12 protein-coding genes are annotated in these 10,895 nt (G+C 66.0%); 6 read left to right on the plus strand and 6 right to left on the minus strand.

From position 1 onward, the window contains the following. Positions 1 to 341 precede the first annotated feature (341 nt). Positions 342 to 1,085, minus strand: a complete 744-nt coding sequence (gph, locus tag VSR71_RS22665; RefSeq protein WP_342916039.1) for a phosphoglycolate phosphatase — start codon at positions 1,083 to 1,085, stop codon at positions 342 to 344. Beyond that, the gene (gene rpe / locus VSR71_RS22670; protein WP_209760958.1) at positions 1,082 to 1,783 is read right to left on the minus strand and encodes a ribulose-phosphate 3-epimerase; all 702 of its coding nucleotides are present in this window, start codon (positions 1,781 to 1,783) and stop codon (positions 1,082 to 1,084) included. The genes gph and rpe overlap by 4 nt, the downstream gene beginning before the upstream one ends. Before the next feature lie 247 nt (positions 1,784 to 2,030). On the opposite strand from rpe, the gene apaG reads away from it, so the two are divergent. After that, positions 2,031 to 2,405 carry a Co2+/Mg2+ efflux protein ApaG gene (gene apaG, locus VSR71_RS22675; RefSeq protein WP_012353991.1) on the plus strand — a complete coding sequence of 125 codons (375 nt, stop codon included), beginning with the start codon at positions 2,031 to 2,033 and terminating at the stop codon, positions 2,403 to 2,405. 39 nt (positions 2,406 to 2,444) lie between these two features. Here apaG and VSR71_RS22680 read toward each other — a convergent pair whose 3' ends face one another. Then, a complete protein-coding gene (locus tag VSR71_RS22680; protein ID WP_342916040.1) occupies positions 2,445 to 2,666 on the minus strand; it encodes a hypothetical protein in 222 nt (73 codons plus the stop codon). 109 nt (positions 2,667 to 2,775) lie between these two features. On the opposite strand from VSR71_RS22680, the gene mltA reads away from it, so the two are divergent. Beyond that, positions 2,776 to 3,918: a murein transglycosylase A gene (gene mltA / locus VSR71_RS22685; RefSeq protein WP_342916041.1), complete on the plus strand. Its 1,143-nt coding sequence runs from the start codon at positions 2,776 to 2,778 to the stop codon at positions 3,916 to 3,918. A 173-nt stretch (positions 3,919 to 4,091) separates the two neighbouring features. On the opposite strand, the gene paaK is transcribed toward mltA, so the two are convergent. From paaK to paaG, 3 genes are read right to left on the minus strand one after another with little or no spacing between them, the layout of a single operon-like run. Next, the gene (gene paaK, locus VSR71_RS22690) at positions 4,092 to 5,396 is read right to left on the minus strand and encodes a phenylacetate--CoA ligase PaaK (RefSeq protein WP_342916042.1); all 1,305 of its coding nucleotides are present in this window, start codon (positions 5,394 to 5,396) and stop codon (positions 4,092 to 4,094) included. A 43-nt stretch (positions 5,397 to 5,439) separates the two neighbouring features. Beyond that, complete coding sequence (gene paaI, locus VSR71_RS22695) at positions 5,440 to 5,883, minus strand: hydroxyphenylacetyl-CoA thioesterase PaaI (protein WP_342916043.1); 444 nt, start codon at positions 5,881 to 5,883, stop codon at positions 5,440 to 5,442. 53 nt (positions 5,884 to 5,936) lie between these two features. Next, positions 5,937 to 6,761, minus strand: coding sequence for a 2-(1,2-epoxy-1,2-dihydrophenyl)acetyl-CoA isomerase PaaG (paaG, locus tag VSR71_RS22700; RefSeq protein ID WP_342916044.1), 825 nt, complete (start codon positions 6,759 to 6,761; stop codon positions 5,937 to 5,939). 328 nt (positions 6,762 to 7,089) lie between these two features. On the opposite strand from paaG, the gene VSR71_RS22705 reads away from it, so the two are divergent. From VSR71_RS22705 to VSR71_RS22720, 4 genes are all read left to right on the plus strand, one after another. Then, complete coding sequence (locus VSR71_RS22705) at positions 7,090 to 7,884, plus strand: amino acid ABC transporter substrate-binding protein (RefSeq protein WP_342916045.1); 795 nt, start codon at positions 7,090 to 7,092, stop codon at positions 7,882 to 7,884. 120 nt (positions 7,885 to 8,004) lie between these two features. Further along, positions 8,005 to 8,658 carry an amino acid ABC transporter permease gene (locus VSR71_RS22710; RefSeq protein ID WP_342916046.1) on the plus strand — a complete coding sequence of 218 codons (654 nt, stop codon included), beginning with the start codon at positions 8,005 to 8,007 and terminating at the stop codon, positions 8,656 to 8,658. A 37-nt stretch (positions 8,659 to 8,695) separates the two neighbouring features. Next, the gene (locus tag VSR71_RS22715) at positions 8,696 to 9,448 is read left to right on the plus strand and encodes an amino acid ABC transporter ATP-binding protein (RefSeq protein ID WP_342916057.1); all 753 of its coding nucleotides are present in this window, start codon (positions 8,696 to 8,698) and stop codon (positions 9,446 to 9,448) included. Between the two features lie 99 nt (positions 9,449 to 9,547). Beyond that, entirely contained in the window at positions 9,548 to 10,324 is a 777-nt protein-coding gene (locus tag VSR71_RS22720; protein ID WP_342916047.1) for an enoyl-CoA hydratase, read from the plus strand. Positions 10,325 to 10,895: the final 571 nt, after the last annotated feature.

The raw sequence follows: 10,895 nt of genomic DNA on the forward strand, positions 1-10,895 counted from the left end.
GCGGACAAGACTGCACACGGCCGGGGAAGGGCGTGCGGCGCGTTCTTGAGCTAAACGTAGCAGAGAATCGCAGCTACGCTGGCTTTTGCGGGTTTGGGTGGGATGCCCGGCACGGGTTTGGATCCCTCAGCCGGTTGTAACGACGCCCTCGGGTAGAGAGCGCGTCAGCAGACTCGCGAACGCACTTTACGCCTGTTGGGAGGCGCGCCAGCGACGCCAGGGCCAAGCCTGCCGATCACTGCCAGAAGAGATGCGTTTGCGGTTGAGAAACATTGAATGTTCAGGGATTTCAGTCGCTTCAGTCGCGATCGATCCTGGGACCGACCTTGTTGAGAGCGACCTTAGCGATGACCTGCCCGGTGTGCCGCGAACAGCGCTGCGGCGTGGGCAATGGTGTCGACTATACCATCGGCTTCGACGGCTTGTACAGGATTGCCATGGTTGTAGCCATAGGGCACCAGCAGCACGCCCATGCCCGCCGCGCGGGCTGCCTGGGCGTCGTTTTCCGAGTCGCCAAGGGCCGCCATCGCCGACGGATCGAGCCTGAACACCTCCGCCACCTTGAGCAGCGGGAACGGGTCCGGCTTGCGCAGCTGGAAGGCGTCGCCACCGTAGACCAGCTCGAAATACGGCGCCAGCCCGGTCTTGGCCAGCAGCGGCTCGGTGAAGCTGTAGGGCTTGTTGGTCACGCAGGCCAGCCGCAGCCCGGCCGCCTTCATCGCCGCCAGGCCTTCGCGAACGCCAGGGTAGACCTGCGAGAACTGGCCGTTGATGCGGATGTACTCGCGGTCGTACAGCGCGTAGGCATCGGCAAAGAAGCTGTTGGCGTGCAGCGGCGAGAAGCGCGCGTCGAGCACGCGCCGGATCAGGTTTTCCGAACCCTTGCCGACGTAGCTGACGATCTCCTGCTCGGACATCGGCGCCACCGGCCCGAGGTTGGGGTGCTGGCGGCCCAGCGCCAGCAGCATGGCGTTGATCGACGCGTGGAAGTCGCCCGCCGTATCCACCATGGTGCCGTCCAGGTCGACGATCACCCCTTCGATGCCGCTCCAGTCGGTGCGGCGCAGTGCCACGCCGGTAGTCATTGGCCGGCCTTGGCCAGTTCGCCGCGCAGCGCCGAGATGATGCCGCGGTAGCCGCCGTCGGCGTCCGGCTTGCCGAATACGGCCGAGCCAGCCACGAAGGTGTCGGCGCCGGCCGCGGCGATCTCGGCAATGTTGTCGACCTTCACGCCGCCGTCCACTTCCAGCAGGATGGTGCGGCCGGTGCGGGCGGTGTATTCATCGATGCGCTGGCGCACGGCGCGCAGCTTGTTCAGCGTCTCGGGGATGAACGACTGGCCGCCGAAGCCGGGGTTGACCGACATCAGCAGGATCACGTCCAGGCGGTCCATCACGTGGTCCAGGTGGTGCAGCGGGGTGGCCGGGTTGAACACCAGGCCGGCCTGGCAGCCGTTATCGCGGATCAGTGCGAGCGAGCGGTCGACGTGTTCGCTGGCTTCCGGGTGGAAGGTGATGATATTGGCGCCGGCCTTGGCAAAGTCCGGGATGATCCGGTCCACCGGGCGCACCATCAGGTGCACGTCGATGGGGGCGGTCACGTGGGGACGGATCGCCTCGCACACCAGCGGGCCCACGGTCAGGTTGGGCACGTAATGGTTGTCCATCACGTCGAAGTGGATCCAGTCGGCGCCGGCCTCGGTCACGCGGCGGACTTCCTCGCCCAGGCGGGCAAAGTCGGCGGACAGGATGGAGGGGGCGATGCGGAAGGTGGGCTGGGTCATGATGGCGCGCGGTGAATGCAGGGAATGCTGTTATCGCCGCTGCGGCGGGCCGGAGGCGCCGCCGCAAGGCCGGTAAGGGCGGGGGCGGCCGGGCGCACGGCGGGCGGCACGGCGTTGAAAGACCGATATTCTACGCCCGCCCGGCGCGATCGCGTCCGGCCGGCGCTCTTGCCCGTCCCGCGCCCATCCCGCACAATGCGGCTACCCATTTCCCTGCCGGCCGATCCTGCCGCCGGCCCTGCCCAAGATGAGCGAGTACGCCTTCTCCGTGTCGGTGCGCACCCAGTACCTGCCGGACCAGTCCGACCCCGAGCGCGGGCGCCATGCCTTCGCCTACACCATCACCATCCACAATACCGGCGAGGTGGCGGCGCAGTTGATCTCGCGCCACTGGATCATCACCGACAGCGACAACGGCACGCAGGAAGTCGCCGGCCTGGGCGTGGTGGGCCACCAGCCGCTGCTGAAGCCGGGCGAGCATTTCGAGTACACCAGCTGGGCCACCATCTCGACGCCGGTCGGCTCAATGAAGGGCGAGTATTTCTGCGTGGCCGAGGACGGCCACCGCTTCGAGGTGCCGATCCCAGAATTCGCGCTGGTGCTGCCGCGCATGCTGCACTGAGCGCGGCGCGTCCGGCCGGGAGGCCGGGGGAGCGGGAACCTACTGGCGCTTCGCGCTGTCCTGTTCCTGCGCCGGCGTTTGCCGGCCCTGCGTCGGCTCTTGCGGCTGCCGCGAGGGGTGGTTGTCGGGTGCGCGGGTCGGACGCGGGTTCTTCCTGGCCGTGCCCATGGTCCAGACCACGATAAAAATCAGCAGGAACAGCGCCACGCCGGCCTCGAGGGCGAACAGCAGCATGGGATGGGCTTCGAAGAACTTGCTCATGGTGGATGCGGCAGTGGCAATGACAGATGACGGTGGGATTGTAGGGCAACTGCCCGGTACGATCGCTGCCGGGCCGGCACCGGTCGCGGGACACTGAACAACAAGCAAGATGGCATACGCGGATTCCCTTTCGATTTCTCTCCCAGGTTTCACTTCGCCCGTCGGCGCCCGTGCCCGTGCCTGGCTGGCGCTTGCCGGCGCCGGCGTGCTGCTGGCCGGCTGCATGAGCGGCCCGCCGCCGCGTATCGAGACCGGCCCGTCCGGCACCACGCCGCCAGCTTCGTCGACCCAGAAGGGCCAGCTGCAGGCCGCCAGCTGGAACGAGATCGGCGGCTGGACCCAGGATGACGTGCGCGCGGCCTGGCCCGCACTGCAGGCCAGCTGCCAGGCGCTGAAGAAGCGCGCCGAGTGGAGCCGCGCCTGCGCCGCGGGCATGATGGTCGACGCCGGCGACCTCAGCGCCATGCGCGCCTACTTCGAGACCAACTTCCAGCCATTCCGCGTGGTCAACGGCGACGGCACCGACAGCGGCCTGATCACCGGCTACTACGAGCCCATCCTGCACGGCTCGCGCACGCGCCAGGGGCGCTTCCAGGTGCCGCTGTACCGCAAGCCGGCGCAGTTCGGCAACCGCCCGCTGCCGGGCCGCGCTGAGCTGCTGCAGAACCCGGCCATGCGCGGCAGCGAGCTGGTGTGGGTGGATGACGCGGTCGAGGCCGCCTTCCTGCAGATCCAGGGCTCGGGCCGGATCCGCATGGCGGACGGCACCGTGATGCGGGTCGGCTTCGGCGGCACCAACGACCAGCCGTTCCGCTCGTTCGGCAAATGGCTGCTGGACCGCGGCGAGATCACGCCGGCGCAGGCCACCATGCAGGGCATCAAGGCGTGGGCCCGGGCCAACCCGGGGCGCGTCGACGAGATGCTGAACGTCAACCCGCGCTTTGTGTTCTTCCGCGAACTGCCGCCGAACAATGACGGCCCGGTTGGCGCGCTGGGCGTGCCGCTGACCGCCGAGCGCTCGATCGCGGTCGATCCCGCCACCATCCCGCTGGGCGTGCCGGTGTTCCTGTCGACCACGCGCCCGCTGTCGACCGAGCCGATCCAGCGGCTGATGTTCGCGCAGGATACGGGCAGCGCCATCAAGGGCGGCGTGCGCGCGGACTTCTTCTGGGGGGCTGGCGATGCCGCCGGCGAGACCGCGGGACGGATGAAGCAGGGCGGCAGGATGTGGGTGCTGATGCCGCGCAGCTGACCGTCGACGAAGCTAAAACTACGAATGTTGTCTCCCCTCGCCCATTTATGGGAGAGGGGCGGGGGAGAGGGCAGGAGTCTCCACGAAGTGGCGCGTCATCATGCTTGCCATGCGCCGGCCCTCTCCCCCGGCCCCTCTCCCGCAAGCGGGCGAGGGGAGCAAACCGGCGGATTTCAGCGCGGGCGTTGATCCACGATCCGCTTGGCCTTCCCCACCGAGCGCTCGATGCCGCCCTCTGGCAGCACCTCGATCCCGGCCGTGACGCCAATATATGACTTGATCTCGTGCGCCAGCCGCTCGCGCGCGGCCTGCGCGCGCGCCGGCTCGCAGCCATGGGCGCATTCCACACGCACCGTCAGCGTATCCATGTGGCCGTCCTTGCCCAGCACGCACTGGTAGTGCGGCGCCAGTTCGGCCTGTTTCAGGATCAGTTCCTCGATCTGCGACGGGAACACATTGACGCCGCGCACGATCATCATGTCGTCGGTCCGGCCGGTGACCTTCTCCATGCGGCGGAAGGCCGGCCGCGCCGTGCCCGGCAGCAAGCGGGTCAGGTCGCGGGTCCGGTAGCGCACCACCGGCATCGCTTCCTTGGTCAGCGAAGTAAAGACCAGTTCGCCGAATTCGCCGTCAGGCAGCACTTCGCCGGTGTCCGGGTCGATGATTTCGGGGTAGAAGTGGTCTTCCCAGATGGTCGGGCCGTCCTTGGTCTCGGCGCATTCGTTGGCCACGCCCGGGCCCATCACCTCGGACAGGCCATAGATGTCGACCGCGGAAATGCCCATGCGCTTCTCGATCGCCAGCCGCATTTCCGGCGTCCACGGCTCGGCGCCGAAGATGCCCACGCGCAGCGAGCTGCTGGCCGGGTCGATGCCCTGGCGCTCGAACTCATCGGCGATCGCCAGCATGTAGCTGGGCGTGACCATGATGATTTCAGGCTTGAAGTCCAGGATCAGCTGGACCTGGCGCTCGGTCTGGCCGCCGCCGAACGGGATCGCCGTCAGGCCGGCTTTCTCGACGCCGTAGTGCGCGCCCAGCCCGCCGGTAAAGAGCCCGTAGCCGTAGCTGATATGCACCTTGTCGCCCCGGCGCGCGCCGGAGGCCCGGATCGAGCGCGCCATCACCGTCGCCCAGTTATCGATGTCCCGGAGCGTGTAGCCGACCACAGTGGGCTTGCCGGTGGTGCCGGACGAGGCATGCACGCGCGCCACCCGGTCCTGCGGCACGGCGAACATGCCGAAGGGGTAGTTGTCGCGCAGGTCCTGCTTGCTGGTGAACGGAAAGCGCGCCACGTCGGCCAGCGATTGCAGCTGGTCGGGATGGACGCCGGCCTCGTCGAACTTGCGACGGTACACCGGCGAATTGGCGTAGGCGTGGTGGAGCGACCATTTCAGCCGCTCCAGCTGCAGCGCCTGCAGCTCGGCGCGGCTGGCGGTCTCGATCGGGTCCAGGGGCAGATCGGTCAGGCGCGTGCTCATGTCGTCTCCTGCACGGGGGCGGTTATCTTGGTGACTGCTGCTTTCAGGCGACGGTATCCGGCGGCACGACATGGCCCCTGATCTGCGCCGACTTGCCGCGGAACATCGCCACCACCTCGCCGGCGGCATTGGTCACGCGGATGTCGTAGATGCCGTGGCGGCCCGACAGGGTCTGCTCGATCCCTTCGGCTGTCAGGACGTCGCCGCCGTGCACGGGTTTGAGGAATTCGATGCTGCAGCCGGCTGCCACGGTATTGATGTTATGGCTGTTGCAGGCGAATGCGAAAGTCGAATCGGCCAGCGTGAACATCAGGCCGCCATGGCAGATGCCATGCCCGTTCAGGAATTCGTTGCGGACCGGCATGGTCAGCCGGGCATAGCCGGGGCGCACTGCTTCGACGGTGATCCCGAGCCAGCGGCTGCAGGTGTCGGCTTCATACATGGCGGCGGCGGCCGCTTCGGCGAGGGCCTGGGGGTCCTTGTGCAACGCTGTCTCCTTGGGGGGCGGGGTGGCGCCGCGCCGGCGCCTCGGGACGCTTCTTACTTGCCGGTGAAGCGGGCGGCGCGCTTTTCCAGGAAGGCATTGACGCCCTCCGCATAGTCCGCGGACTGGCCGAGGTCACGCTGCAGGTCGCGCTCCAGGTCGAGCTGGGCATCGAGGCCGGCGGTGCCGCTGGCGTACATGGCGCGCTTGATCGCGGCCAACGCCCGGGTGGGTTGCCCGGCCAGGTGCGTGGCCAGCGCCAGCGCCTGCTCGGGCAGCAGCGGATCGTCCATGGCTTCCCAGATCAGGCCCCACCTCTCGGCCTCTTCGGCGGACAGGCGCTCGCCGGTCATCGCCAGCCCCAGCGCGCGCGCCATGCCGATGCGCTTGGGCAAAAGCCAGGTGCCGCCGGAATCCGGCACCAGACCGATCTTGACGAAGGCCTGGATAAAGTTGGCCGAGCGGGCGGCCAGCACCATGTCGCAGGCCAGCGCCAGGTTGGCGCCGGCGCCAGCAGCGGTGCCGTTGACGGCCGCCACCACCGGCAGCGGCAGTGCCTGCAGCCGGCGGATCAGCGGGTTGAACCAGGTATCGATCAGTTCGCCCAGGTCGGTCATCTGGCCGGGCGTGAAATCCAGGTCGGCCAGGTCCTGCCCGGCGCAGAAGCCGCGGCCGGCGCCGGTCAGCAGCAGCGCCCGCGCGCCACCGGCCTCGACATGGTCAAGTGCCTGCTGCAGCGCCTTGTGCATCTCGCGGGTAAAGCTGTTGAGCTTGTCAGGGCGGTTCAGCGTGATCACCGCGACGGACCCCTGCCATTGGAGCAGGATGGGGCCGGCATCGAGGCTGACCGGTTGGCCAGCGGGCGTGGACATCGGGGGCATGTTTGTCTCCTGCCTGGTTTTCTGCGGTCGGCGCGGGGCTGGCGCCGCTAAAATAAACCGACCAGTCGGTCGGCAAATGGTAGCACTAAATGCCAGGGGCGTGCGCCAGCCGCTCAGCCTAAGGGCGTCGGACCGAGGTGCCTTATTAGTACTAACCCGCGATCGCGTTCCTCAATCGGGGTGGCGACCGCAATGCCGGCACTCCGTGTCGCTCTATAATCGCGCTGCCAACAACAATTGCAGCATCGCTGGTGCCCGTGTGCGCACCGGCACGCAAGACTGTTTCACTGATTACGCCCTTTTTGCCTTTTCGCACTGGATCTCCCCTATGAAGAAGTTCGCAGCACTCCTTTTGGTTTCGTCCGTGGCGCTGTTTGCCGCGTGCGGCAAGCAAGAATCCGCGCCGGCCGCCGCCAGCACGGGCAACGCCGCCGCCTCCAGGATCATCGTCGGCCTGGATGACAATTTTCCGCCCATGGGCTTCCGCGATACCAATAACGAACTCGTCGGCTTCGATATCGATATGGCGAAAGAGGCAAGCCGCCGTCTCGGCATGGCCGTCGAGTTCAAGCCGATCGACTGGAGTGCCAAGGAGGCCGAGCTGAACGGCAAGCGCGTGGACGTGCTGTGGAACGGGCTGACTATCACCGACGAGCGCAAGAAGAACATCAGCTTTACCGCGCCCTATATGACCAACCACCAGATCGTCATCGTCGGCACCAATTCGCCCGTGAAGGCCAAGGCCGACCTGGCCGGCCGCATCGTAGGCGCGCAGGATGGCAGCAGCGCGGTGGATGCCATCAAGAAGGAGGGCCAGATCGCCGCCAGCCTGAAGGAACTCAAGACCTTCGGCGACAACGTGACGGCGCTGATGGACCTGTCCGCCGGCCGCCTTGACGCGATCGTGGTCGATGAAGTGGTGGGCCGCTACCTGATCAGCAAGCGCGCCGGCGAATACCGCGTGCTGGAAGAGAACTTCGGTACCGAGGAATACGGCGTCGGCGTCCGCAAGGATGACGCCGAACTGCTCGGCAAGCTCGACAAGACCCTGGCATCGATGAAGCAGGACGGCACCGCCGCCCGCATCGCCACCCAGTGGTTCGGCACCGATATCACCAAGTAATCCAGGCGCTTCGTGGCGCCCTGCGCGGTTCAGGCAGGGCGCTGCGCTCCTTCCGGACTCTCGCGCTGGCCGCACATTGGCCCGCTGCCTGAAATCCTTCCTCCTTCCGTTCGCCCGAACATGGATTACGTCTTATCTCTACTGGGGCCATTGGCGCAGGGGGCGAAAGTCACGCTCACCCTGTTCGTCATCACGCTTGCCCTGTCGGTGCCGCTGGGGCTTGCGCTGGCGCTGGCGCGCATCTCGTCATGGCCGCTGCTGAGCAGTGCGGTCAATGGCTACATCTGGCTGATGCGCGGCACGCCGCTGATGCTGCAGATGCTGTTTATCTATTTTGCGCTGCCGTTCGTGCCGGTCATCGGCGTGCGGCTGCCCGATTTTCCCGCCGCGGTGGTGGCGTTCGCGCTCAACTATGCCGCGTACTTCGCGGAAATCTTCCGCGCCGGGATCAAGTCCGTTGACCGTGGCCAGTACGAAGCCAGCAAGGCGCTGGGCATGACGTACTTCCAGACCATGCGCCGGGTCGTGCTGCCGCAGATGGTCAGCCGCGTCCTGCCGCCGGTCAGCAACGAAACCATTACGCTGATCAAGGACACGTCGCTGATCTACGTGCTGGCCCTCAACGATATCCTGCGCACCGCGCGCGGCATCGTGCAGCGCGATTTCACGACCACGCCTTTCCTGGTCGCCGCGCTGTTTTATCTGGTGATGACGCTGATTCTGACCTGGTTCTTCCAGAATCTCGAAAAACGCTATGCCAAACATGATGACTAGCCCGAACAGCGCCACCCCTGACCACGCGCCCGGCATCATGATCGCGGCGCGGGACATCTTCAAGTCGTTCGGATCGCTGCAGGTCCTGCGCGGCGTCTCGCTGACGCTGCGCAAGGGCGATGTCACCGCGGTGATCGGGCCGTCGGGCTCGGGCAAGAGCACCTTGCTGCGCTGCCTGAACCACCTCGAGGTGATCGACCGCGGCACCATCGACATCGAAGGCGAGTCGCTGGCGGCCGCTGGCCCCGACGGTGCCTCAAAGTACGTGCCGGAGGCGGAAGTCCGCCGCATCTGCCGCAAGATGGGCATGGTGTTCCAGTCGTTCAACCTGTTCCCGCACATGACGGTGCTGCAGAACATCATCGAGGCACCCATGACCGTCAAGCGGCTGTCGCGCGGCGCGGCGGTGCCCAAGGCCGAGGAACTGTTGCGCAAGGTCGGCCTGCTGGCCAAGCGGGACAACTATCCGGCGCGGCTGTCCGGCGGACAGAAGCAGCGCGTGGCGATTGCGCGAGCGCTGGCGATGGAGCCCGACATCATGCTGTTTGACGAACCGACCTCCGCGCTCGATCCGGAGCTGACCGGCGAGGTGCTGCGCACCATGCGGCAACTGGCGGACGAGCATATGACCATGCTCGTCGTCACGCATGAGATGGGGTTTGCGCGCGAAGTGGCCAACCACGTCGTGTTCATGGACGAAGGCAGGATTCTCGAGGAAGGCGCGCCCGCCGAGGTGTTCGGCGCGCCGGCCCATACGCGCACCCGGGAATTCCTGGCACATATGCTCTGAACCGGGACTAGCGCCGCCACGCCACGCCACGACAGGTGGCAGAATAGCCCGCAGCCGGTGGCGACGGTGCCATCTGTTTGCCAATACATAGGAGAAGACATGCCGTACGAAAACATCCTGGTCGAGACGCGCGGCCGCGTTGGTCTGGTTACGCTGAACCGTCCCAAGGCGCTGAACGCGCTCAACGACGCGCTGATGGATGAACTGGGTGCCGCACTGACGGCATTCGACCAGGATGAGGGCATCGGCGCCATCGTCATTACCGGTAGCGACCGCGCCTTCGCTGCCGGCGCCGATATCGGCATGATGGCGAAGTATTCCTTCATGGACGTCTACAAGGGCGACTACATCACCCGCAACTGGGAAACCATCCGCAAGATCCGCAAACCGGTGATCGCTGGCGTAGCCGGCTACGCGCTGGGCGGCGGCTGCGAGCTGGCGATGATGTGCGACATCATCATCGCGGCGGACTCTGCCAGGTTCGGCCAGCCGGAAGTCAAGCTCGGCACCATGCCCGGCGCCGGCGGCACCCAGCGCCTGCCGCGCGCGGTGTCCAAGGCCAAGGCGATGGACTTGTGCCTGACCTCGCGCATGATGGACGCCGCCGAAGCCGAGCGCTCCGGCCTGGTGTCACGCGTGGTGCCGGCCGACAAGCTGCTGGACGAAGTGCTGGCCGCCGCCGAAACCATCGCCGGGTTCTCGCTGCCGGTGGTCATGATGATCAAGGAGTCGGTCAACGCCGCTTACGAAACCACGCTGGCCGAAGGCGTGCACTTCGAGCGCAGGCTGTTCCATTCCACCTTTGCCAGTGAAGACCAAAAGGAAGGCATGGCCGCTTTCGTAGAAAAACGCGCCCCCAATTTCCAGCATCGCTGAGAACTTGATAGGGGAATACCCGATGGCCGCGCGGGGGTATTCATGGGCCGCCGCGTTGGCTGTTTTCGGATTTTCCTATATCGCTCAATGGGTTACGACATAATCACGCGATCTCTTAGCTGAGCGCTGTGACAAAGGTGTTGCAAGGTCGGCGGAACCGGCCTAATATTCGCCCCCTCGCAACACACAACGCGGCGCTGCAAGGCAGACGCAGCAAGGGTTGCGGGGTCGACCGGGAGGTTGGCGCGGCGAGGTTTGCAGCGCTGACCGCAGCAAAAAAAGATTGCTGAACTGGTTGACGAAACGAAGAAAGCTCTGCATAATCTTGTTTCTCTGCTGCAGACAACGCAGCGCGCTGAACGGCAAAGCCGGCAAGCGAAGTTCTTTAACAAACAAACAACCGATAAGTGTGGGCGCTGGGTAGCGGACGCCACTGTCTTCGGGCAGTGTGGCTTCACAAGTTATACAGTGCTCGCACAGCAAAACGTGACTGGGTCTTCGGATCTGGTCAGTCAGTTTTCTGAGAGTGAGCGACCGCTCGAAAGAGCGAGACCCGCGAGGGTCACACAGA

It is taken from the genome of Cupriavidus oxalaticus (assembly GCF_038900635.1).
In the GTDB taxonomy this organism is placed as follows: domain Bacteria; phylum Pseudomonadota; class Gammaproteobacteria; order Burkholderiales; family Burkholderiaceae; genus Cupriavidus; species Cupriavidus oxalaticus_B.